Genomic DNA, 24,414 nt, shown 5'->3' with positions numbered 1-24,414 from the left:
GATGTGGTTCAGTTATTATATAGTTGTTATACAAAGTGGAACGGTTTTAATATGTCCTTGACACGTGTTATGTATAATTAAATTATGTTAAAATAATGAGGAATAAGGAGGTATAACCGTGCGAATTTATGTGAACGAAATGAAAATTACTGATGACAGTATTTTATGTTATACAGAGGAATCAACAGAAGGTTTAGAAGAAGCAGGTCAAATGCTTGCCGACAGCGATAAATATAGCTTTGCATATATATTAGATGATGGTCAGTCATATTCATATTTAATTTTTGTGCAAGAAACGTGGTCTATGCTTCATGAAAATAAAGGTAAAAAGATTATCGTAAATGATAATTTAGAATTAAAACAATTCGATACAGAATTTAATTACATATTGGATAGTATAGAAGAAAATCCAAATTATGGTAAGGAGTTTGTGTCAGCAGTTGAAAAGACATTCGAACTAGAGTGAAGTGGAGTTGAGGCACAATGAATCAATGGGATCAATTTTTATCGCCTTATAAACAGGCAGTTGACGAGTTAAAAGTTAAATTAAAGGGTCTCAGGAAGCAATATGATGTTGTTGATCATGCATCGCCAATTGAATTTGTTACTGGTCGAGTGAAACCAATGACAAGTATTATCGATAAAGCGAACAAACGTGGTATTCCGTTTGATCGTTTGCATGAAGAAATGTATGATATTGCCGGTCTACGTTTAATGTGTCAATTTGTTGATGATATTGATAACGTAGTTAATTTATTGAGACAACGCCAAGATTTTAAAGTGATTGAAGAGCGAGATTATATTAGTAATACAAAACAAAGCGGTTATCGTTCATTTCATGTCATTATCGAGTATCCAATTGAAACTTTAGATGGCGAGAAGAAGATATTAGCTGAAATTCAAATTAGAACGTTAGCGATGAATTTTTGGGCAACTATCGAACACACATTGCGATATAAATATGATGGAGATTATCCTCCAGAAATACAACATCGTTTAGAGCGTGCTGCTGAAGCGGCTTACTTACTTGATGAAGAAATGTCAGAAATTAAAGAAGAAATTCAAGAAGCGCAAAAGTATTATTCTAAAAAACGTGCTAAGAAGCATAATAATGACTAGGGGTGGCATCTTGCGATATACGATTTTATCTAAAGGCGATTCAAAATCCAATGCACTTAAGCATAAGATGATAAGTTACATGAAAGATTTTCAAATGGTGGAAGATACTGAGAATCCTGAAATAGTCATATCGGTAGGCGGAGATGGCACGTTGCTCCAAGCGTTTCATCACTATAGTCACATGCTTTCACGATGTGCCTTTGTCGGGGTACATACTGGACATTTAGGATTTTATGCGGATTGGTTACCACATGAAGTTGAAAAATTGATTATAGAAATTAACAACTCTGAATTCCAAGTGATAGAATACCCATTGTTGGAAATTATTGTGAGATATAATAATAATGGTTATGAGACGAGATATTTAGCTTTAAATGAAGCGACAATGAAAACTGAAAATGGTACGACATTAGTTGTTGACGTCAATATACGTGGCAACCAATTTGAACGCTTCAGAGGAGATGGTTTGTGTATATCCACACCTTCAGGCTCAACAGCATATAACAAAGCTTTAGGTGGCGCTTTAATACATCCTTCATTAGAAGCAATTCAGATGGCAGAAATTGCATCGATTAATAATCGCGTATTTAGAACAGTAGGGGCACCACTCGTGCTACCAAAACATCATACTTGTTTAATCACACCAGTGAACCACGATTCTATTTTAACGACGATTGATCATGTCAGTGTCAAGCATAAAAATGTTAATGCCATTCAATTCCGTGTTGCTAATGAGAAAATTAGATTTGCTCGATTTAGACCATTTCCATTTTGGAAAAGGGTGCATGATTCATTTATTTCAAGTGGTGATGGAGAGTAATGAAGTTTTCATATCAAATTAAATCTCCAATACTGTTAAGAACATTTTTACAAAATAATGATTATTCAAAGAAGACTATAAGCGCCATTAAAAATAATGGCGCTATATTTGTAAATAATGAGCCAGTAACAGTGCGAAAACAGTTAGAAATAGATGATCAATTAGATATTCATCTTAATAAAGAAGTACCGAGTCAAAATCTGATTCCTTATACGGATTCGTTAAAAATATTATATGAAGATCAATATTTATTAATTGTATCTAAACCACCTAACCAAAACTGTGCACCTTCACGTGAACATAAGCATCATAGTTTAGTAGAACAAGTACTCGGATACTTTAACCAAACTGAACAAGTGTACAACCCTCATATTGTTACACGGCTTGATAGAAATACGGCAGGTATCGTCATCTTCGCAAAACATGGTTTCATACACTATTTAATGTCAAAAGTAAATATAGATAAACGCTATTATTGTATTTGTTATGGTCAAATTGAACAAGAAGGTATCATCAATGCTCCAATTGCTAGAGCCCCTTCAAGTATTATAGAACGACGAGTAGACAAAAATGGCAAACAAGCTAAAACAATGTTTCGATGTTTAGATCGCACAGACCAATATAGTTTATGTGAGGTCCGTTTATTAACAGGTCGGACACATCAAATTCGTGTACATTTTAAACATATTGGGCATTCACTTGTAGGCGATTCGTTATATAATGGTTTACATAGTCAGTATAAACATCAATTGTTACGTTGTGTTCAAGTTGAGTTTGAACATCCAATTACACATGAAAATATTGTAGTGGTTGATCGTTATAAAGCGATAGAATCAATATTTAATATGATATAATTTAACCATTCATGGAGGTGGGAATGTGGCCAATGAAAAAGAATCTATTACATTAGATGATGAACAAGTATACGATCAAGCATTACTAGATCAATTATTAAAAGATAACGACATTGATCAATTTCGTGATGAATTTTTATCAATGCACAATTATGAGCAAAGTGAATATTTTGAAGACAGTGATGAAGAAATTCGTCAACGCATCTATGAAGTGTTATCTCCAGCAGAAGTTGCAGATTTCTTCGAACAATTAGAAATTGATAAAGACGAATATGAAGATTTGTTTGATAAGATGAATGCAAATTACGCGAGTAAAGTTCTGGAGAACATGTCTTATGATAACTCCGTTGATATTATGAATCATTTGTCTAAGCAAAAGGTAGTAAGTTTGCTGACATTAATGAAACGTGAAGATGCTAAAGAAATAAAAGCATTGTTACATTATGAAGAGGATACAGCCGGTGGTATTATGACCACTGAGTACATCTCTTTAAAGGCAACGATGCCAGTTAGAGAAGCAATGATACAAGTTAAAGATCAAGCACCTGATGCTGAGACGATTTATGTCATCTTTACAGTAAATGACGATAAGCAATTAGCAGGGGTCTTATCTTTACGTGATTTAATTGTTGCAGAAAATGATGCTTATATTGAAGACATTATGAGCGAACGTGTGATTTCGGCTAATGCAGCGGATGACCAAGAAGATGTTGCACAAAAAATGCGAGATTATGATTTCATTGCCATGCCTGTTGTAGATTATCAAGATCATTTATTAGGTATCATTACTATCGATGATATTTTAGACGTCATGGATGAAGAGGCAAGTGAAGACTACTCTCGTTTAGCCGGTGTATCAGATGTCGATGCAACCAATGACTCAGTATTTAAGACTGCATTTAAACGTTTGCCTTGGCTCATAATTCTTACATTCCTTGGTATGATTACAGCTACAATATTAGGTTCTTTTGAAGAGACTTTATCAAAAGTTGCATTGTTGGCTGCATTTATACCTATTATCAGTGGGATGTCCGGAAATTCAGGGACACAGTCACTTGCCGTATCGGTTCGTAATATTTCAACTGGTGAAATAGATGAACAGAGCAAATTTAAAGTCGCATTAAGAGAAGCGGGTAGTGGCTTCTTTAGTGGTTTAGTTTGTGCCATTTTACTATCGTTAATTATCATCGTACTTTATCATCAACCAATTTTAGCAATGATTGTTGGCGCAAGTTTAACGATTGCTATGACTGTTGGTACGTTAGTTGGTTCGATGATTCCACTTGTAATGAATAAATTAAATATTGACCCCGCTGTGGCGAGTGGTCCATTCATTACGACTATCAATGATATTGTAAGTATGCTAATTTACTTTGGTTTAGCAACTTCATTTATGACTTACTTAACATAGGGGGGGTTATATGGAATTTATATCACTCGTGGTCGTCGTTATTTGTGCATTTTTGACGCCCATTTTAGTTAATAGATTAAGAATTTCGTTTCTGCCAGTCGTCGTTGCAGAAATTTTAATGGGTATTATTATCGGTGATTCATTTTTAAAATTAGTCGAGCGAGATGAGATGCTGAATATCTTATCTACACTCGGTTTTATATTTTTAATGTTTTTAAGTGGTTTGGAAATTGATTTTAAAGCCTTTAAAAAAGATAAAAATGAACCTGCCGAGCAACAACAGAAAAAAGAACCAAGTCATTTGAAGATTGCTATGATTGTCTTTATGTTTATCATGATAATTTCAATCATATTAGCATATATGTTTAAACTGTTTGGACTTATTGATGATGTACTCTTAATGGTGATTATCATCTCTACGATTTCTTTAGGTGTTGTCGTTCCTACTTTAAAGGAAATGAATATTATGCGTACGACAATAGGCCAATTTATATTACTTGTTGCCGTATTAGCAGATTTATTTACAATGATACTTTTAACAGCGTATGGGGCGATGCACGCTAAAGGTGGCGCTTCGTTATGGTTAATCGGTATTCTTGTAGTATTTACAATTATCTTCTACTTTATTGGTGTTAAATTTAAAAAAGCCAATTTCTTACAAAAGTTGATGGATGGTACGACGCAAATTGGTATACGTGCCGTGTTTGCATTGATTTTATTATTAGTTGCACTCGCTGAAGGTGTAGGTGCTGAAAACATATTAGGTGCCTTTTTAGCAGGTGTTATTGTTTCGTTACTTGGACCTGAGGAAGATATGGTGGAGAAATTAGATTCATTTGGTTACGGTTTCTTCATTCCTATATTTTTCATAATGGTAGGTGTGGATTTAAATATTCCACAATTAATAAAGGAACCATCGTTATTAATCATTATTCCAATACTGATCTTAGCATTTTTAATTTCTAAGCTCATTCCAGTCTTTTATATACGTAGATGGTTCGATTTAAAAACGACCACTGCTTCAGCATTTCTTTTAACATCGACGTTATCGTTAGTTATCGCATCAGCGAAAATTGCTGAACAGTTGAAGACGATTTCGTCAGAGGTTTCAGGTATATTAATTTTAAGTGCAGTCATCACATGTGTATTCGTGCCTATGGTATTTAAAAAGCTATTCCCTATACCAGACGAAGCTGCACGACAAATTGAAGTGAGTATGATTGGTAAAAACCAACTAACGATACCAATTGCGCAAAACTTATCCTCGCAATTATACCAAGTTTCTCTATATTATAGAAATGACCTCAGCGATAAACGTAAGTTGTCAGATGCGATATCAATGATAGAAATCGCAGACTACGAAGAGGATTTGTTAGAGCGATTAGGTCTGTTCTCACGAAATATTGTTGTTTGTTCTACAAATGATGATGATATCAACCGTAAAGTTGCCTTAATGGCTAAAAAGCACGGTGTTAAACGTGTTATCTGCAGACTAGAGTCTAGATCAGAAGATGAAGCATTACAAAGTCAAGGTGTCGAAGTATTCAGTAGTTATATGAGTAATAAGATTTTACTCAAAGGTTTAATTGAAACACCAAATATGCTTAACATCTTAAGTAACGTAGAAACATCACTTTATGAAATTGCGATGTTAAATCATCAGTATGATCAAATTCAACTACGAAATTTCCCGTTCGATGGAGATATTATCTTCGTGCGAATTATTAGAAATAATGAATCTATCGTACCTCATGGAGACACGCAATTGCGTTATCGTGACAGATTAATCGTTACAGGCTCGAAAGAATATGTGGATGAATTAAAACGCGAATTAGAATTGTATTATTAAGTTCACGTATGTATTCTGTAAAAAAGAGAAAATGATTATAATGTTTTAAAATTTGTTGGCATATTTACGTTGAAATCGTTGTGATATGTAATATAAATTGTTTTCCAAGGTAAGCCAATGTTAAAATGAGGATAAAAGAATTGGCGTCGAAATAAGGAAAACAACTCTAAAACTTCGAACCAGTTTATATTATGAATTAACAAAAAGGAGAAAGTCATTCATGTTTAATTTAGAAAATAAAACGTTTGTCATTATGGGTATCGCTAATAAACGCAGTATCGGTTTCGGTGTTGCGAAAGTACTAGATCAATTTGGTGCGAACTTAGTATTTACTTACCGTAAAGAACGTAGTAAAAAAGAATTAGAAAAATTAGTTGAACAACTTAACCAAAAAGAACCAAAAATGTACCAAATTGACGTTCAAAGTGATGATGACGTAATAAATGGATTCGAACAAATTGGTAAAGACATTGGCTCAATTGACGGTGTTTATCATTCAATCGCGTTCGCTAATATGGAAGATTTACGTGGACGTTTTTCAGATACGTCACGTGATGGTTTCTTATTAGCTCAAGACATTAGTTCTTTCTCTTTAACAATTGTTGCAAGAGAAGCGAAGAAGTTAATGTCAGAAGGTGGTAGCATCGTTGCTACAACATATTTAGGCGGAGAATTTGCAGTTCAAAACTACAACGTTATGGGTGTTGCTAAAGCAAGTTTAGAAGCGAATGTACGTTACTTAGCTTCTGATTTAGGTGAAGATAACATTCGTGTAAATGCAATTTCTGCTGGACCTATCCGCACATTAAGTGCTAAAGGTGTTGGAGGCTTCAACACAATCCTTAAAGAAATTGAAGAACGTGCACCACTTAAACGTAATGTAGACCAAGAAGAAGTAGGTAAAACAGCTGCTTACTTATTAAGCGACCTTTCAAGTGGTGTTACAGGTGAGAACATCCACGTAGATAGTGGTTACCATATCGTGAAATAAAATCTATTAAAATAAACTGAGTCTGAGACAAAAATAGGTGTCTCAGACTCTTTTTCAACTTGGCAGTAGATGTCTGAATTGAAAATGCGCTTAGAACAAGCTTTTTTCAATCCTAGTCATCCTTGCCGGGGTGGGACTACGAAATCTCTATTAGAAAATTCGATTTCTGTCCCGCTCCCAGTTTTTTATTTAAAACAAAAACAACCCAAATGCGTTTCGCATTTGGGTTGTTCGTTCAATATATTGTATTAATCTTTAACGTCGCTACTTGCTTTTTCCATAATTTGTTGTCTGTATTGGAATATATTTTTAACAATCGTTTTGATTGTGGCATATAATGGCACAGCCACGAGTACTAAAGCAAAGCCACCTAAGTTACCTGCAGCTAGTATAACTACGATAATCGTTAGTGGGTGAATACTTAATGATTTACCCATAATATTTGGCGTGATGACATTACCTTCTAATTGTTGTGCGATTAAAGTAATGACACATACCCAAATAAATGTTGCAGGACTTTGAATGATTGCTATGATTGCCGCTGGTGTGAATGCTAACCAAGGTCCTAAGAATGGAATCATGTTTGCTACACATGCGAATAGTACGAGTAACAATGTGTATTTTAAACCAACGATTGAATAACCAATAAATAAAATCACACCGAGTATAAGGCTGACTGTAACTTGTCCTTGAATATAAGATCTTAAAGTGAAATCAAGATCTTTTAAAAGATTAACTACAAAGATTTTTCTATCGCCATTAAAAATACGAGCGATAAATGGAATGAATTTCTCGTGATCCTTTAACATATATATTAAGAAGAAAGGAACCATGATGAGTAAGAATAATGTTGAAATAAATGATGTAACATAGCTTAATGAATTAGACAATACATTCGTTGATGTCTTACTCATAGATTGAACCATTTTGTTAATACGTTCAGTGACATCTGGAGGTAGACGTTTCATTTGATCTAAGCCAAAGTTAACCATTTTCTGGATATCTTTTTGTAATGATGGAATTTGTGAGATTAAGTTTTCGATTTGACTCACAATCATTGGACCAACGAAACCAATAATTACCCCTACAATAATAATTAACACGAGGAAGATAATACTAATACTACCCCACCGTGGAATATTATATTTCTCTAATAACTTTTGAAACGGTAAACATATATAAAATAAAAAACCGCTAAGTAACATAGGAATTAATACTGATTGAATAATAACCAATAGGGGAGTAAACACACTGTGGACTTCCATGATTAATTTGATCAGTAAAAATAGGATCAACAATGCGATGCCTGTCCTGAACCAAACTTTATTGAGCATTGGAAAGTTCCTCCTGAATAAATTGATTTAGTAATTTCAAGTATAGCTTATAAATGAATAGAACAAAAGAAGGAATAATTAATATTGGAAAATTTATTCCACAAAATTCATAAAAATGACAATAGACCGTGTTTGAATCTGTTTTATTTTAAATTTTTTAATCAGTTGATACAATTACAATAAGACAACAAAGGGAGGCACATGGCTGATGAGTGAATTTCAACCAGGTATCGTAAATAAAATAAATTTTCCAAGCGAAATTTTAGATAGAGACATTACTTTATCTATCTATTTACCGAAAGATTATACGGAATTATTCAAACATAAAGTCGTTTTTTGTTTTGATGGTCTAGATTTTTTCAGATATGGCAGAATCCATCAAACTTATGAACGTCTAAGAGATGAAGATAAAATAGAAAGAGCAATATTTGTAGGTTTTCATTATGAAACTGTTGAAAAACGACGTGAAGAGTTTCATCCAAGAGGCGAGCGTACGCCACAAACAGTTAAAGCCTTAGCAAACGAAATCTTACCATATGTAGATAAAACATTTTCCTCATTCAAAGTAGGCAATGGTCGACTTGTCTTTGGTGATAGCCTTGCAGGTAGTGTTGCGTTAATGTCAGTACTTTGTTATCCAAATGTCTTTAGCCAAGTCGGTATGCTAAGCCCACAATATGATGAAGTCATTGACACACTTATTGATAGATGTCAGTTTAAGGAACAATTGAACATTTGGCATGTCGTAGGTTTAGACGAAAAGGATTTCGAATTACCAACAACTGGCAAAAGGGCAGACTTTTTAACACCGAATAGACAACTCAACAAAATTATTGAAAGTCAAGATATTACTTACCATTATGAGGAGTTTGAAGGCGGACATCGATGGAAATATTGGAAAAATCTATTAGATGATTTATTAATATATTTCTTATCTGAAAACATTTCTTTTGAAAATTCATAAAGAGAATGTGGTTTAAAGTAACGAATTTTTCGAAAATTTGATATAATAGAGTTATGTTAAACAAAGGAGGAATTTAAATGATTTTAGGATTAGCATTAATTCCGTCAAAAGATTTTCAAGATGAAGTGAATGCATATCGTAAGCGTTATGATAATCACTACGCTATTATTATGCCTCATATCACAATAAAAGGGCAATTTGAAATCAAAGATAGTGATTTAGAGTCTGTAAAAGAAGAAATTAAAGCACGTGTTGAAGGTGTTTCAGCTGTAGATGTACACGCTACAAAAGCTTCAACATTTGCTCCAATCACAAATGTAATTTATTTTAAAGTTGCAAAAACAGAAGCATTAGAAAAACTATTTAATAACTTTAACAAAGGTGACTTCTATGGTGAACCAGATCACCCATTCGTTCCACACTTTACAATTGCACAAGGTTTAACAAGCCAAGAATTTGAAGATGTTTATGGTCAATTAAAATTAGCTGGTATTGATTATAAAGAAACAATAGATCAGTTATCACTTGTTTACTTCAATGAAGAAGAAGAAAAGTGGCAACTACTTGAAAACTATAACTTAGCATAATTGAACGAGGTAAAGACAAAGTGTAGCAAAATATCGATTTAAGTGATTAACATAAACTACGAAATTTAACATACTTACTTTACCTACAACATAAAACGCCACGCATTATCTGTAATAAGATAATGCGTGGCGTTTTTTATATGTTATTTATTCTGAATAGCTCGGCGTTGTTTCATGAAATAAATGCCGTAGAATACCGTTAAGAATAAGAAAACGAGTGAGGCGAAATAGAATGGTAAGTCGAATGATTTAGATACTTCGTAAATCATACCACCGACGATAGGACCAATCATAGATCCGAAACCTTGAACACTATTAAACACGCCCCAAGTTTCCTCTTGTTCCTCTTTATGAATATTGCCAGCCATAAATGTATTCCATGCTGGTAATAGTAAACCGTACATTAAACCTAGGAAGGCTGCTAATATCCACACAACAATAATATTATTAATAATTGAGAATAAGAAAATCATGATTGTATAAATAACAAAACCACTAAAGATCATAATATGCATGAATTGTCTGCTATTGTTATCAATAATCTTAGATAAAAATAACATTGAGAAGCCACAACCAATACCTCCGAGTATTAGTGCGACTGTGTATTCTATAGTTGAAACATGAACAACTTCTTTGGCATATTTAGGTAAAATAGGTACTAACGCGGTAATCGCTGTACCTTGTAGTAATATACCTGGGAACAGAATCTTATGTCGCTTTGTTACGCTAACAATTTGACCTAATTGCTCTTTCACTGGTCGCGTATTATAATTCGTTAGTTTAATTTTAACGAAATAGTATAAAATCCAAGCCACTAACACCATTAATGCCATCATAAAAGTAAAGTGTGTAGGGTGGAATTTAAATATAAGATTCATACCAACCATACCGACCATTAAACCGATGAGCCATGAGAAGTAAACATAGCCCATCTGTTTACCGCGATGTTCATCATCTACACTCGCAAGCATAATCACCCAAATCGGGCTAACTGCGATACCTAATAAAATCGCACTCGCGATTAATACGAACGGTGAGGTTGGGAACCAAATAACTAAAAATAAACTGAGGAATGCGAGAAGGAATCCTGTCGTTAGAACTAACTTTGATCCGTATCGTTTTAATAAAAATCCGATGACAAAATTAGTTGCTGCATCCGAAATAAAGTGTGCAGATATTGCGGTAGATGTAATACCAACTGCAACAGAAGTCGCAGTTGGCAATAATGATAAGTAGCTTAGTACATACATGCCTCTCGCAAATTCCATAAGAAACAAGATGACTAACATAATTATGAAGTTTTTAGAAATATGTTGATTATTTAACGAAGAGCTTTGCATATAATGGAACCTTTCCGTACACATCTTCATAACGAGATGAATGATTCAATAAATCTAAAAGATCTTTACACAATTTGTATGTAGAATATTGAATGCGTGCTTCACTCATTGTTTGTGACATTGATGATAATTTTGTTGGTGAATGTGTTAGTTTTGAGACTTGTTGAATCGCTTCTTCAGGTGTATTTGCAATACGTCCATAGCCTTTTTCTTCAAAATAAATTGCATTTTCAAGTTCTTGACCTGGTGCTGGGTTAAGGAAAATCATTGGTATTTGACGTGTTAACGCTTCTGAGATTGTGATGCCACCAGGCTTAGTAATCATTAATTGACTTGATGCCATCCATTCGTTCATATGTTTAGTATAGCCTAATATGAGCACATTATCATAATCTTTAAATTGCGCTGATAACGTACGCTTTAATTCTTTACTCTTACCACAAATCATTACGACTTGAGAATGTGGACTGCTAGCAAGAATTTCTTTAATCATTTGATCGAAACCTTTAGAAACACCAAAGGCACCTGCAGACATAAGAATTGTTGGTTTAGAAGGATCTAAATTGTTTTGCTGCAACCAAGATGTCTTATCAATCTCTTCTTCAAATTTATCTGCGATTGGGATTCCAGTTACTTTAATACTCTCGCTAGGAATACCAATATCTTTGAATTCTTGTTTCAAATCTTTAGTTGCTACGTAATATCTTTGAGAGAAAGGGGTTACCCAATTCTTATGCATTCTATAATCTGTCATAACTGTTGCAATTGGAATGTTCATATCAAATTGCTCAGTTAATACTGACATTACAGGAGTTGGGAACGTTAGAAGAATAAGGTCAGGCTTTTCCTTTAACAGTAAGTTGATGAGTTTATTAATTCCATAATATTTATAGAAGCATTTATCCAGCTGATCTGGGCGACTATAGTAAAATGCTTTGTACATATTTCTAAAATATTTAAAGCTATTTATATACCATTTTTTAGTAAGGGATGTCAGGATTGGATGTGCTTCTAAGAATAAATCATGTTCAATCACTGTTAAGTTATCTAATTTCATTTCATTAAATTGATTTACGATACTTTGTGTAACTTGTAAATGACCATTTCCAAACGATCCAGTAATAATCAGTATTTTTTTATTTTGAGTAACCATTAAAGCCACCCTCCAATAGAGTAATTATATCGTACATAGTTTAACGCATTTTCTTCCCAAGTGAAAGAAAAAACACATTTATTAAATAATATATCATTTTATATAGGGAATTGAAATAAATCATACTTAATGCGAAAAGATATCTATTTACACCTATACAATACCATTAATATAGGAAGTTGTGTTTAATTCAGAGCGATTTAAGAAATTATATAGAAAATTTTAACAAATTCATAACATCAAATTAATAATCGCCTGAATCTTTTGTTGAGCCTTTAATAAAATGGGTATAGATTTAAAAGATTGATATATGTTATTCGTAATCTGTTAAAATAATAAGTGTTTTAATGAAGCATCTTGTTCATATAAATCATTATAAAAATGTGTATAATAGAACTACTGGATATAAAGGAGCGATATATTTTGGATGCAAATGCATTGTTTGAAAAAATCAAAGTAAAACAAGTGATAGGTACTATAGATAGAGATGTGATTGATATCACTACTGATTCACGTACTGTGAAGGCTGGTAGTATTTTTGTGGCATCTAAAGGGTATACCGTCGACAGTCATAAATTCTGTCAGGATGTTGTTGATAAAGGAAGTAAGATTGTAGTCGTGAACCAAGAGCAATCACTTGAAGGTGACGTGACTCAGGTTGTTGTTCCTAACACGTTACGCGTTGCAAGTATACTAGCTAATTTTCTATTTGATTTCCCAAGCCAACAAATGATTACATATGGTGTTACCGGAACGAATGGTAAGACTTCGATTGCAACAATGATACATCATATATATAGGAAGTTAGACAAACATAGTGCGTATTTAGGTACAAATGGATTCCAAATCGATGAAGAGATTACTAAAGGTGCCAATACGACACCAGAGACCGTTTCACTTACGAAAAAAATGCAAGAAGCGGTAACTAAAAAAGCTGAAGCAATGACATTAGAAGTTTCTAGTCATGGACTGTCATTAGGAAGATTAAGTGGTGTTGACTTTGATGTTGCGATTTTTTCAAATTTAACACAAGATCATTTAGATTTTCATGGCACAATGGAAGCCTATGGTCATGCGAAATCATTGCTATTCAGTCAATTAGGTGAAGATTTATCCAAAGATAAATATGCTGTGTTAAATAATGATGATGCTTTCTCTGATTACTTAGCTTCAGTGACACCTTATGAAACATTTACTTATGGCATTGAAAATGAAGCTCAATTTATGGCTAAAGATATAAATGAATCATTACAAGGAGTAACGTTTAACTTTGATACACCAGAAGGTACGTATCAAGTGAAATCACCTTATGTAGGTCGTTTTAATGTCTCTAACATAATGGCAGCAATGATTGCGGTATGGAGTAAGGGTATTGCTTTAGAGGATATTATCAATGCGGTTGAAACACTTGAACCTGTAGAAGGTCGTTTAGAAGTCTTAGATCCTTCTTTACCAATTGATTTAATTATTGATTACGCACACACGGCTGATGGTATGGATAAATTAATAGATGCTGTGAAACCTTTCGCAACGCAGAGATTAATTTTCCTATGTGGTATGGCAGGTGAGCGTGATATGACGAAAACACCAGAAATGGGTCGCGTTGCAAGTCGTGCTGACTATGTTATTTTCACACCTGATAATCCAGCTAATGATGATCCAAAGAAATTAACGTCAGAATTAGCTAAAGGTGCGACACATGATCAATACGTTGAATTTGAAGATAGAGCGGAAGGTATTCGTCACGCGATTGAAATTGCGCAACCAGGCGATACTGTTGTGCTCGCATCTAAAGGTAGAGAGCCTTATCAAATTATGCCAGGTCACGTTAAAGTTCCACATAGAGATGATTTAATCGGTTTAGAGGCTGCTTACGAAAAGTTTGGCGGTGGACCAGTTGATCATTAAATCTTTGTCGATTAATGATATCGCAAGTAATGTATATATTGCTTTAAATAATGAGAATGACATGTATTTGATTGCAATACCAGAATTAAACTGGTCATTAGAGGTAGATAAATCGTTAAGTGATGATGATTTCAAAGATGAACTTGTGATACACTTGTTTACGTTACTGGATGAATCATTATCAAACGATATAGCAAACGCAATCATCCAATGGATATTCGAGGACTAAAGGAGATTATAAATGAGTATTAAGGAAGAAGTAGAATCAAGAAAGACCTTTGCGATTATTTCTCACCCTGATGCCGGAAAGACTACACTTACTGAAAAGTTATTACTTTTCGGTGGTGCGATTAGAGAAGCAGGTACAGTTAAAGGGAAGAAAAGTGGAAAGTTCGCTACAAGTGACTGGATGAAAGTTGAACAAGAACGTGGTATTTCTGTTACAAGTTCAGTCATGCAATTTGATTATGATCATTATAAAATTAATATTTTAGATACACCAGGACACGAAGATTTCTCAGAAGATACGTATCGTACGTTAATGGCTGTCGATAGTGCTGTCATGGTAATTGACTGTGCGAAAGGTATCGAGCCTCAAACATTAAAGCTCTTCAAAGTTTGTAAGATGCGTGGTATACCGATCTTTACATTTATTAATAAGTTGGACCGAGTAGGTAAAGAACCATTTGAATTATTAGATGAAATTGAATCTACTTTAAATATTGAAACATACCCGATGAATTGGCCAGTTGGTATGGGCCAAAATTTCTTCGGTATTATAGATCGTGATTCACGTACAATTGAACCATTTAGAGATGAAGAAAATATCTTACATTTAAATGATGATTACGAATTAGAAGAGGAGCATGAAGTAACAAACGATAGTGCTTTCGAACAAGCGATTGAAGAATTGATGTTAGTCGAAGAAGCGGGCGAATCATTCGATAACGAAACATTATTACAAGGTGAATTGACACCTGTATTCTTTGGTTCAGCTTTAGCTAATTTCGGTGTTCAAAACTTCTTAAATGCGTATGTAGATAATGCACCTATGCCTGATGCACGACAAACGGTAGAGGATATTGAAGTAAGTCCATATGATACAGATTTCTCAGGATTTATTTTTAAAATCCAAGCTAACATGGACCCTAAACACCGGGATAGAATCGCTTTTATGCGCGTAGTCAGTGGTGCATTTGAAAGAGGTATGGACCTGAAGTTACAACGTACTAAGAAAAAACAAAAAATCACACGTTCAACATCTTTCATGGCTGATGATAAAGAAACAGTCAACCATGCTGTAGCTGGTGATATTATCGGTTTATACGATACAGGAAATTATCAAATCGGTGATACATTAATTGGTGGTAATCAAAAGTTCAGTTTCCAAGAATTACCACAGTTTACGCCAGAAATCTTTATGAAAGTTTCAGCTAAAAACGTGATGAAACAAAAACATTTCCATAAAGGTATTGAACAATTAGTTCAAGAAGGTGCGATTCAATATTATAAAGCACTTCATACAAATCAAATTATTATCGGTGCAGTCGGTCAACTACAATTTGAAGTATTCGAACACCGTTTAAAGAATGAATATAATGTAGAAGTTGTGATGGAACCAGTTGGCCAAAAAATTGCCAGATGGATAGAAAATGAAGAAGATATTAAAGATAGTATGAGTTCATCACGTTCAATTTTAGTGAAAGATATTAAAGATAATTTTGTATTTTTATTTGAAAACGAATTTGCCACTCGTTGGTTCGAAGAAAAGTTCCCAGAAATCAAATTATATAGTTTGTTATAACTTTTGGATTTATGTATAATGACTTTATAAATAGAATACCTATGGCTTAATAGTCAGAGGGGAGTAACTTAGCTATTATTTACAGTATGTAATTTATATATACGTAAACAATGTAGTCATTTTATCGTCATTACGAAGTGCAAGACACTTCCGGTAATGTGGGCAATACATTTATTGTCGAGTGAGACCTTTGCTAATTATGAATGTCTGTTCAACGTTGATTGGATGCAGTGCATGCATATTTAGCTAGGTCTCTATTTTTATGTAAAAAAACTTAAGGAGTTGTCACTAATGGATCCGAGTATTTTATTATCATATGGATGGGTATTAGTTGTACTTGTCTTTTTAGAAGGATTATTGGCTGCAGATAATGCTGTTGTAATGGCAGTTATGGTTAAACATTTACCACCTAAACAACGTAAAAAGGCATTGTTCTATGGATTGCTAGGAGCTATGATTTTTAGATTCATTTCTTTATTTATTATTAGTATTATTGCTCAATTCTGGTGGATTCAAGCAGCAGGAGCCCTTTATTTACTATATATGTCTGGTAAAAATCTATTTGATTTCTTCAAACATAAAGATGAGGATGATCAACAAGATAATGATGATCATCACTATAATGAAGATGGTGAAGAATCTGAAGCAAGCCCTAAAGAGTTCTGGGGTACAGTATTTAAAGTCGAATTTGCAGATATTGCATTCGCCATTGATTCTATGTTGGCAGCATTAGCCATTGCCCAAACTTTACCTAAAATTGGAATTCCATTTGGCGGAATGGACATAGGTCAATTTGGTGTTATGTTTGTGGGCGGTATGCTTGGTGTAATTATCATGCGTTTCGCTGCGTCATGGTTCGTTAATTTATTAAATAAATACCCAGGTTTAGAAGGTGCTGCCTTCGCAATCGTAGGATGGGTAGGTATTAAATTAATCGTCATGGTGTTAGCACATAAAGACATTCATATTATCCCTGAAAGTTTCCCACATTCACTATTATGGCAATGTATTTTCTGGGGTGTAATGATTCTTCTCGTAATTATCGGTTGGATTGCTTCAGCGAGAAAGAATAAGAAAGCAGAAAAAAAGTAAAAAGTGAAAAGTAGAAACTAGAATGTTAGAGACCTACGCTAATTATGACAATCAATGAGATTGGTTCATAATAGCTAGGTCTTTTTTTAATGATTTTGTTCGGATATCAAAATAAATTAGTAATTTAGAGTAAAAATGATTATAATTTATATTAAGCAGTAGAATATGGGAGATAGCAATATTCATATGATTAGATTATAATTGATGTGAATTTTTGTAAGTAAGGGGGAAAACTTATGTCTAAAGAAGATGAAAAACACGTTATCCCAAAAAATGAATATAAGCGCAAACGACGAGAATACTTTCATAATGAAGAAAGGGAACAGCGCGTAAAAGAAGAACAACAACGAAAAGCACAACAAGCAATAAAAGAGGAACAATTAGCAAAAAATAACGAAGAACGCGTGAAAGATAATTTACGTAAAGCCCGTATTGAAAAGCTGACTCAAGAAGAAATCCAACAACAGCAAGCTTTAGCTGCGAAACGTTCACAACAAACGACATATGACAAGGATCATCAAAACCAAAGCGAAAATAAAGAAGAGACGCACAAAGTGGATGATCAATCAAATGACTCGTCAGTGCACGGTGTTTCAGACAAACAGAAAAATTTAAATACGGTGAATCAAACGCAAAGTGAAACAGAGCAAAATGCTAATTTAAATGAAGATAGCGAACATAAAAAGTCTACCGAAGATTCATCGCCTGTTAACACTAAAACTAATAACAAACAATCTACGTATAAAGAAACCGAAAATGAGAATCAGCAAGGCACTGATGCTAATTCAAAAGAACATAATCAAGGATTTTTTGCTAAACATTGGCCGAAAATTGCGATTGTTGTAGCGGTCATCATACTATTATTATTAATTAAAGCGATATTTGGTGCAGTACATCATAATAAACATGCTCACGAAACTGCATACAATAATGAGATAAATACAAATCAAACCACTGCGATGAATCATACTGAAGGTTCTGAAGCGTCTGCAGTGACAATTAAAAACGCTACGGATGATACAAAAAATTCAGATAAACAATTTAGAAAAAATAGTCAACAACAGAATGAATTAGGTACAAGAGTCTGGGACAAAATAGATGTCTCAGACTCTTTGTCAATTAGTGGGACTACGTAATATCCATTAGAAAACTAGATATCTGACCCACTCCCTTTTTAAGTTATAGCTTTGTCGCAAAAATGCATGTTGTACCATCATTAATATGAAGAGCTTGCACAAAATCGAAAAGTCAATTATCCTATTACAGGCATAAAATTGTTATGATTGATAGTATAAATGATATATATCAAACTGTACCCCGGAAATATCGGTAAAATCACATAATCGGTTAGTCAAAAAATCATTAAGTGCTGTTACAGGTTTGCAAATTAATAATGTCATAGTAAAATTGGATGGTAAACAAGTTGATGCTAACTTAGGCTACTGACAAAGTATTGTTTTATTGAAATCATGAATGAGCATTATATGAAAAATGGTAAAATCGAATAGTTATAAAGAGAAAAATTAAATTGGAGTAATGTTGGGGTGAAAAGAAATTGTCTATTTTTAATCAATTGCTAAAGAAATCAAGTCCTCAACAAGGGATTGTAATCTATTATATATTTGCAATTATTGTGGCATTTTTATTACTTAATTTACCCTTTGTACATAAACCTGGTGTAGATGTTAAACCGATAGACACATTGTTTGTTGCAGTGTCAGGAGTGAGTGTAACAGGTTTAACACCCGTGACGATTGCTGATACATATTCAACTTTTGGTCAAATTATTATTTTAATTATTTTAAATATCGGCGGCATTGGCGTTATGGCAATAGGTACAATGCTATGGCTTGTATTGGGTAAACATATAGGTATGAGAGAACGTCAACTCATTATGTTAGATAATAATAAACATACGATGAGTGGAACGGTAAAGTTAATATTAGATATTGTTCGTACGATTATAATTATTGAGTTAGTAGGAGCCGCATTATTAACTTTCTATTTTTACAGAGATAATCCAGATTTGAAAAACGCGATTCTTCAAGGTGTTTTCGTCTCTGTTTCTGCGACGACAAATGGTGGTCTCGATATAACCGGAGAATCTTTAATTCCGTATGCTAATGATTATTTTGTACAAACAATCGTAATGTTCTTAATTGTGTTAGGTTCAATAGGATTTCCAGTGTTACTTGAAGCTAAGGCATATATACTGAATAGAATAACAAACTTTAGATTTTCATTGTTTGCGAAAATTACAACAATCACTTATTTAGGATTGTTTATTTTTGGTGTGCTTATTCTATTATTATTGGAACATAATCATGCTTTTCAAGGTATGTCCTGGCATAAAGCATTGTTTTCAGCATTATTCCAATCTTCAACGACGAGAAGTGCTGGCCTTCAAACGATCGATGTGAGTCATTTTGGTGATGGTACGAATTTGATTATGAGTATATTGATGTTTATAGGATCCTCACCAAACTCTGTTGGCGGTGGTATAAGAACGACTACATTTGCGATTCTTATATTATTTATTTTGAATTTCAATAATAACTCCGAAAAGACAGACATCAAAGTATTCAACAGAGAAATTCATATTACGGATGTACAACGTTCATTTGCTGTATTTATTATGTCGATTATACTTACGTTTACGAGTGTTGTCGTTATTTTAGTTACTGAAAAGGAAGGTATCGGATTAACACAAGTTTTATTCGAAGTCATGTCAGCGTTCGGAACTTGTGGCTTATCAGTAGGAGTTACATCTGATTGTAATGATTTAACGAAGGTAGTATTAATGCTATTAATGTTTATCGGCCGTGTCGGTTTGATTAGTTTTATCATTATGATAGGTGGACGGAAAGAACCAGATAAATTCCATTATCCGAAAGAACGTATACAAATAGGTTAACTTAATTTGAACGAGGTAAGGATTATAACTCAAATCCTTGCCTCGTTATTTTTATCTGAAAATCAAAGATGGACTTACTTAAATTTTTTCATAGTATCAAAATATTAAAAAAACATGTTAAAATGTGGGTGATGAGGAGAGGGTAAATATGACAAAAAGCGAGACTATTGATATTGATATCATTGCAACGTCAGATATGCACAGTTACTTTCTAAACGGTGATAACGGATCAAATATTTATAGAGCAGGTACATATGTCAATCAAGTTCGAGAACAAAATGAAAATCTTATCTTATTAGATAGTGGGGGTAGTTTAGCAGGTTCATTGGCGGCATTTTATTATGCCATCGTGGCGCCTTATAAACGTCATCCAATGATCAAATTGATGAATGCTATGCATTATGACGCGAGTGGCATAAGTCCTAATGAGTTTAAATTTGGCTTATCATTTTTCTCAAAGTCAGTATCCCTAGCAAGATTTCCATGGTTATCAGCGAATATTGAATACCAACAAACGCGTGAACCATATTTCTCTACACCATACATAGTTACAGAAAAAGAGGGCGTCAAAATTGCAGTTGTTGGTCTAACTTCTGATGGCTTGATGGAACGTGAACATTTTGAAATGGAAGAAGACGTCATCATTGAAAAAACATTACTCTCTTCAAAACGTTGGATTAGATATATCCATGAAACTGAAGCACCTGACTTTCTCATTGTCATTTATCATGGTGGCTTAAATCAATTGAATAAATCAACTGATGAAAGAGAACAAAATGTAAATGAAGCGGAAAAAATTATGCAGTCCTTAGGTGTTATCGATTTGCTCATAACTGGGCACCAACATCAAACATTTATGGGAAGAGATGATCAAACGTTATATGTGCAAGCAGGACAAAATGCTGAACAACTTATTCACGTAAAAATAAATTTTAAAAAGCGTACAAATTCTTATGAATTGGAACACGTTGATTCAGACATTATTGATTTAAATAATTATGAAGAAGACGCAACGTTGTTAAACTTAACGTATTATGATCGTAAAGCTGTGGAACACTGGGGCGATGAGACGTTAACAGATCACATTCAGTCTACGAAGATAGAAGGTTTAGATGATGTGATAACACAACCGCATCCTTTCACGCAATTATTGCATGATAGTATTCATAGAGCATATAATTATGATATTTCATGTGTACATCTTCCTACCAATGGGGAGAAGGGATTGTCTGAAAGTGTAACTAATAAAGAATTATATGAAGCCTATCCACACCCAGATGTGCCAATGGATTTAACCATCAAGGGCAAACATATTAAAATGCTATTGGAATATAGCTATGCGCATATTACCTTTCATAATAAAGCATTGAGTTCTACAATTATTGATGAGACGTTATGCACGTTCTGGCAAGGGGTCGATTATACGATTGATATGAATGCCGAACCTTTCGAACGTGTTACGTTAAATAACATCAATTTAGATTATGTTTATCGCGTAACGATGACAGACTACTGTTTCCGTAATTATCGACAATTGTTAGAAGATGCAATCATACACGATAAAGGGGAAACCACAATGGTAGAATTAATTGCTAATAATCTAAAAGATAAAGACTATCGTATAGAGTGCAAACAAACATTTAATGTTTTAACTTAATAGCAAATGCTGACAAATTAATATAATAAAAAAGCTAAGACGTATTTGTCTTAGCTTTTTTGTCATTTCAATAATAAATTAAAACTACTTACAATTTTTTAACAAAAAAGGATAGAACAATGAAGTTCTATCCTTTAAGTATCTATTATTAACGGAAACGGAGGGATTCGAACCCTCGCGCCGCTCTCGCGACCTACACCCTTAGCAGGGGCGCCTCTTCAGCCAACTTGAGTACGTTTCCATATGGCTCCACAGGTAGGACTCGAACCTACGACCGATCGGTTAACAGCCGATAGCTCTACCACTGAGCTACTGTGGATTAATATGTATCTCTTATCAAGCACAAATATAATTATATCAATTGCAGTAATTTTTTCAAGGGTTAATGTTAAAAAATATGTGGAATATTTACACTGTATTAACAAAATACTCCACATATATGATTTTACTATTAAGTAATAGTGCTACAATTACTTTTGTTCAAACAATGAGTATTTTGCTAAAGCTTCGTAGATATTTATCTGAGATTTAGAATAATCAATAGGGGATTCGGGATCAAAAGTTGCAACTTTTGCTGCACGATCCATCATATAATAATAGTAAATGCCATTTAAATATTGATGTTGCATACTGTGAGCTGAAATATTTACTGTGATAGATTGTTTGTCGACGAAAATCACTTTACATTTTTTCTCTTTCATAGGCTTAATATGACTTACGTAATGAATGTTAATCCAAGTGTTTTCTTCTTTTCTGTCAGAGTGTGTAGGGAAAAAATAAGTAGGAAAAAGTGGAGTGAATAAAATAGGGGGCTTACTATTAATGCCTGTAATTCGAATCGTATCTTCTTTCTTAAAGACATAACTGCTACCATAAAATCGGCAAGACCTCTCTATTATTTTATGTGTACGGTCTTTTACGGTGTAATTATCTTCTTGATACCTGTAAATACATGTTCCTGCGTAAGGGCCAATGGTTAAATTACATGGCTGGAGCACCATGTCTCCTTTTTTAATAATGTATTGTTGATTCATTGTTGTTGCCTCCTTTGTATTGTGACGCTAACTAAATAATATACGCAGCTATGATAAAAATCAACTTTTATAATAAAAATATTTTATTGGTTACTAGTATTTGATTTTTGAGTATGCAATTATTGAGATTAATCATTTTTGGTAAAAGTAAGTTCTTCATATCTTTTTTCGGAAAAGTCAGAAAATTCATTGATTTTAAAATTAAAAGCCTGTATACTATTCGTAAATATTAATAGAGAGGTTGTGCTGAGTATGAAACACAATACGAATATTAAATATCATACAGTAGAATCATTTGTTTCGACAATTAATGATTTAGGGATTGAGTTAATTATTGATGAATCATTAAGAAATGTTCGAAAAGATGAACTGGAATCGTTAATCGATCGTGCGCTTGAAAGAAAGAACGAGGAAGACTTTAACCGTTATACAAACGAGTATAAAAAGTTGGAGGCATTTCTCGTTGGATAATTTATATACGAATGATAACATTTAAGGTCTATACAGAAGTTAACTGAGTTAATTGACTGTATAGACCTTTTATTTTTATTAAGCCATTAAACGAATGAGCTCATATCGATCGATTGCACCAAAATAATGATGTAAATCGAAGTGAGAAAGCGCTTCTTCTATATGATTAAATTCATGTAATGAACCAATTAAGGCATTTTCCAATTCTGTCACATCACCTTCACCAAAGAAATCCCCAAATATTTTAGCGTGTTCAATACGTCCTTTTTTTACATCAAATTTTACTTGCACAAATCCTTTATCGAATTTTTCTTCACGTTCGAAGTTGTATTTAGGATTTCTACCGTAATTCCATTCCCAAGTTCGATATTTTTCATTGCTGAGTTGCTCGATATTTTCCCAATCTTCATCTGAAAGTATATATTCTTCAACAGGTTGTTCATTACCGAATATCGTTTTTAAAATGATATCTTTAAATGTATCAATATTAAGTGGTTGTTTTAAAAACTCTTCAATGTTTGCAACGCGACTTCGAACTGATTTAATTCCTTTTGATTTAATTTTTGCTGGGTTCACTTTTAAAGCGTTTTGTACTTCGTTTAAATCACTACTTAACATCAATGTGCCATGGCTAAACATACGTTCTTTTACTTTCACCATTGCATTTCCTGAAATTTTAGCGTTGCCAACTTGAATGTCATTTCTCCCACTCATCTCTGCGTCAACGCCGAGACTATTCAACGCTTGTACAATCGGTTCTGTAAACTTTCGGAAGTTATGGAAACTATTACCATCATCGTCAGTAATAAAGCTAAAGTTCAAGTTTCCCGTGTCGTGATAAACAGCGCCTCCACCTGAAATGCGGCGTATAACATCAATACCGTGTGATTCGACGTAACTTTTATTTACTTCTTCATGTGTATTTTGATTTTTCCCTACAATAATAGAAGGGCGATTAACATAAAATAAAAAATAACTATCATCATTAGGCATGTTTTTTAAAACGTATTCTTCCATCGCTAAATTTAATGATGGGTCAGTGATATCTTTATTACTAATAAATTTCATGAAAACACTCCTTGCCGTCTAAAATACTTTCACTACTAGTTATC

The 24,414-nt window shown here is 33.5% G+C and carries 22 protein-coding genes and 2 tRNA genes; 17 read left to right on the top strand and 7 right to left on the bottom strand.

Features of this window, described 5'->3' with window-relative positions; translation table 11 throughout:
- The first annotated feature begins 118 nt into the window (after positions 1 to 118).
- The 7 genes from NGI30_RS07370 (at position 119) to fabI (ending at position 7,044) form a co-directional block, all read left to right on the top strand.
- Positions 119 to 466, top strand: a complete 348-nt coding sequence (locus NGI30_RS07370; RefSeq protein WP_251943202.1) for a UPF0738 family protein — start codon at positions 119 to 121, stop codon at positions 464 to 466.
- A gap of 17 nt (positions 467 to 483) precedes the next feature.
- The gene (yjbM, locus tag NGI30_RS07365) at positions 484 to 1,119 is read left to right on the top strand and encodes a GTP diphosphokinase (RefSeq protein ID WP_251519418.1); all 636 of its coding nucleotides are present in this window, start codon (positions 484 to 486) and stop codon (positions 1,117 to 1,119) included.
- 10 nt (positions 1,120 to 1,129) lie between these two features.
- Positions 1,130 to 1,939, top strand: a complete 810-nt coding sequence (locus NGI30_RS07360) for an NAD kinase (protein WP_251519420.1) — start codon at positions 1,130 to 1,132, stop codon at positions 1,937 to 1,939.
- Positions 1,939 to 2,793, top strand: coding sequence for an RluA family pseudouridine synthase (locus tag NGI30_RS07355; RefSeq protein ID WP_251943200.1), 855 nt, complete (start codon positions 1,939 to 1,941; stop codon positions 2,791 to 2,793). Before NGI30_RS07360 ends, NGI30_RS07355 begins: the two co-directional genes overlap by 1 nt.
- Positions 2,794 to 2,818: 25 nt before the next feature.
- Positions 2,819 to 4,204, top strand: a complete 1,386-nt coding sequence (mgtE, locus tag NGI30_RS07350; protein WP_251519424.1) for a magnesium transporter — start codon at positions 2,819 to 2,821, stop codon at positions 4,202 to 4,204.
- Between the two features lie 10 nt (positions 4,205 to 4,214).
- Positions 4,215 to 6,053 carry a monovalent cation:proton antiporter family protein gene (locus NGI30_RS07345; protein WP_251519427.1) on the top strand — a complete coding sequence of 613 codons (1,839 nt, stop codon included), beginning with the start codon at positions 4,215 to 4,217 and terminating at the stop codon, positions 6,051 to 6,053.
- Positions 6,054 to 6,273: 220 nt separating this feature from the next.
- On the top strand, positions 6,274 to 7,044 hold the full coding sequence (gene fabI / locus NGI30_RS07340; protein WP_251519429.1) for an enoyl-ACP reductase FabI: 771 nt from the start codon (positions 6,274 to 6,276) through the stop codon (positions 7,042 to 7,044).
- A gap of 248 nt (positions 7,045 to 7,292) precedes the next feature.
- Here the strand turns inward: fabI and cozEa are convergent, their stop codons facing one another.
- On the bottom strand, positions 7,293 to 8,378 hold the full coding sequence (cozEa, locus tag NGI30_RS07335) for a lipoteichoic acid biosynthesis protein CozEa (RefSeq protein ID WP_251519431.1): 1,086 nt from the start codon (positions 8,376 to 8,378) through the stop codon (positions 7,293 to 7,295).
- Positions 8,379 to 8,586: 208 nt separating this feature from the next.
- On the opposite strand from cozEa, the gene NGI30_RS07330 reads away from it, so the two are divergent.
- Positions 8,587 to 9,342 (top strand): esterase family protein, encoded by a 756-nt coding sequence (locus NGI30_RS07330; protein WP_251943198.1) that lies wholly within the window; start codon positions 8,587 to 8,589, stop codon positions 9,340 to 9,342.
- A 77-nt stretch (positions 9,343 to 9,419) separates the two neighbouring features.
- Entirely contained in the window at positions 9,420 to 9,929 is a 510-nt protein-coding gene (locus tag NGI30_RS07325) for a YjcG family protein (protein WP_251519435.1), read from the top strand.
- Between the two features lie 143 nt (positions 9,930 to 10,072).
- Here NGI30_RS07325 and ltaA read toward each other — a convergent pair whose 3' ends face one another.
- Complete coding sequence (gene ltaA, locus NGI30_RS07320) at positions 10,073 to 11,269, bottom strand: lipoteichoic acid biosynthesis MFS flippase LtaA (protein WP_251519436.1); 1,197 nt, start codon at positions 11,267 to 11,269, stop codon at positions 10,073 to 10,075.
- On the bottom strand, positions 11,247 to 12,422 hold the full coding sequence (locus NGI30_RS07315; protein WP_251519437.1) for a diglucosyl diacylglycerol synthase: 1,176 nt from the start codon (positions 12,420 to 12,422) through the stop codon (positions 11,247 to 11,249). Before NGI30_RS07315 ends, ltaA begins: the two co-directional genes overlap by 23 nt.
- A 423-nt stretch (positions 12,423 to 12,845) precedes the next feature.
- Here NGI30_RS07315 and NGI30_RS07310 point away from each other — a divergent pair, with 423 nt between their 5' ends.
- The 7 genes from NGI30_RS07310 to NGI30_RS07280 all read left to right on the top strand — a co-directional run bounded on the left by NGI30_RS07310 (position 12,846) and on the right by NGI30_RS07280 (position 21,797).
- Positions 12,846 to 14,330 (top strand): UDP-N-acetylmuramoyl-L-alanyl-D-glutamate--L-lysine ligase, encoded by a 1,485-nt coding sequence (locus tag NGI30_RS07310; RefSeq protein ID WP_251943196.1) that lies wholly within the window; start codon positions 12,846 to 12,848, stop codon positions 14,328 to 14,330.
- Positions 14,320 to 14,559 (top strand): YueH family protein, encoded by a 240-nt coding sequence (locus NGI30_RS07305; protein WP_251519439.1) that lies wholly within the window; start codon positions 14,320 to 14,322, stop codon positions 14,557 to 14,559. The genes NGI30_RS07310 and NGI30_RS07305 overlap by 11 nt, the downstream gene beginning before the upstream one ends.
- Positions 14,560 to 14,571: 12 nt before the next feature.
- Entirely contained in the window at positions 14,572 to 16,134 is a 1,563-nt protein-coding gene (locus NGI30_RS07300; RefSeq protein ID WP_251943194.1) for a peptide chain release factor 3, read from the top strand.
- A gap of 291 nt (positions 16,135 to 16,425) precedes the next feature.
- Positions 16,426 to 17,226, top strand: a complete 801-nt coding sequence (locus NGI30_RS07295; protein WP_251943193.1) for a TerC family protein — start codon at positions 16,426 to 16,428, stop codon at positions 17,224 to 17,226.
- 236 nt (positions 17,227 to 17,462) lie between these two features.
- On the top strand, positions 17,463 to 18,362 hold the full coding sequence (locus NGI30_RS07290) for a hypothetical protein (protein WP_251519442.1): 900 nt from the start codon (positions 17,463 to 17,465) through the stop codon (positions 18,360 to 18,362).
- Between the two features lie 419 nt (positions 18,363 to 18,781).
- Positions 18,782 to 20,140 carry a TrkH family potassium uptake protein gene (locus NGI30_RS07285; protein WP_251943192.1) on the top strand — a complete coding sequence of 453 codons (1,359 nt, stop codon included), beginning with the start codon at positions 18,782 to 18,784 and terminating at the stop codon, positions 20,138 to 20,140.
- Between the two features lie 148 nt (positions 20,141 to 20,288).
- Entirely contained in the window at positions 20,289 to 21,797 is a 1,509-nt protein-coding gene (locus NGI30_RS07280; RefSeq protein ID WP_251519445.1) for a bifunctional metallophosphatase/5'-nucleotidase, read from the top strand.
- Between the two features lie 152 nt (positions 21,798 to 21,949).
- Here the strand turns inward: NGI30_RS07280 and NGI30_RS07275 are convergent.
- From NGI30_RS07275 to NGI30_RS07265, 3 genes are all read right to left on the bottom strand, one after another.
- Positions 21,950 to 22,038, bottom strand: a tRNA-Ser gene (locus NGI30_RS07275).
- Positions 22,039 to 22,041: 3 nt separating this feature from the next.
- Positions 22,042 to 22,116, bottom strand: a tRNA-Asn gene (locus NGI30_RS07270).
- A 151-nt stretch (positions 22,117 to 22,267) separates the two neighbouring features.
- Positions 22,268 to 22,831 (bottom strand): competence protein ComK, encoded by a 564-nt coding sequence (locus tag NGI30_RS07265; protein WP_251519447.1) that lies wholly within the window; start codon positions 22,829 to 22,831, stop codon positions 22,268 to 22,270.
- Positions 22,832 to 23,083: 252 nt separating this feature from the next.
- On the opposite strand from NGI30_RS07265, the gene NGI30_RS07260 reads away from it, so the two are divergent.
- Positions 23,084 to 23,302 carry an IDEAL domain-containing protein gene (locus tag NGI30_RS07260; RefSeq protein WP_251519449.1) on the top strand — a complete coding sequence of 73 codons (219 nt, stop codon included), beginning with the start codon at positions 23,084 to 23,086 and terminating at the stop codon, positions 23,300 to 23,302.
- A gap of 78 nt (positions 23,303 to 23,380) precedes the next feature.
- Here the strand turns inward: NGI30_RS07260 and lplA are convergent, their stop codons facing one another.
- Entirely contained in the window at positions 23,381 to 24,370 is a 990-nt protein-coding gene (gene lplA, locus NGI30_RS07255; RefSeq protein WP_251519451.1) for a lipoate--protein ligase, read from the bottom strand.
- Between the last annotated feature and the right edge of the window lie 44 nt (positions 24,371 to 24,414).

It is taken from the genome of Staphylococcus sp. Marseille-Q5304 (assembly GCF_943737015.1).
Classification (GTDB): domain Bacteria; phylum Bacillota; class Bacilli; order Staphylococcales; family Staphylococcaceae; genus Staphylococcus; species Staphylococcus hsinchuensis.
The sequence above is the reverse complement of the archived record's forward strand: the minus strand, read 5'-3'. Positions and strand labels throughout refer to the sequence as shown.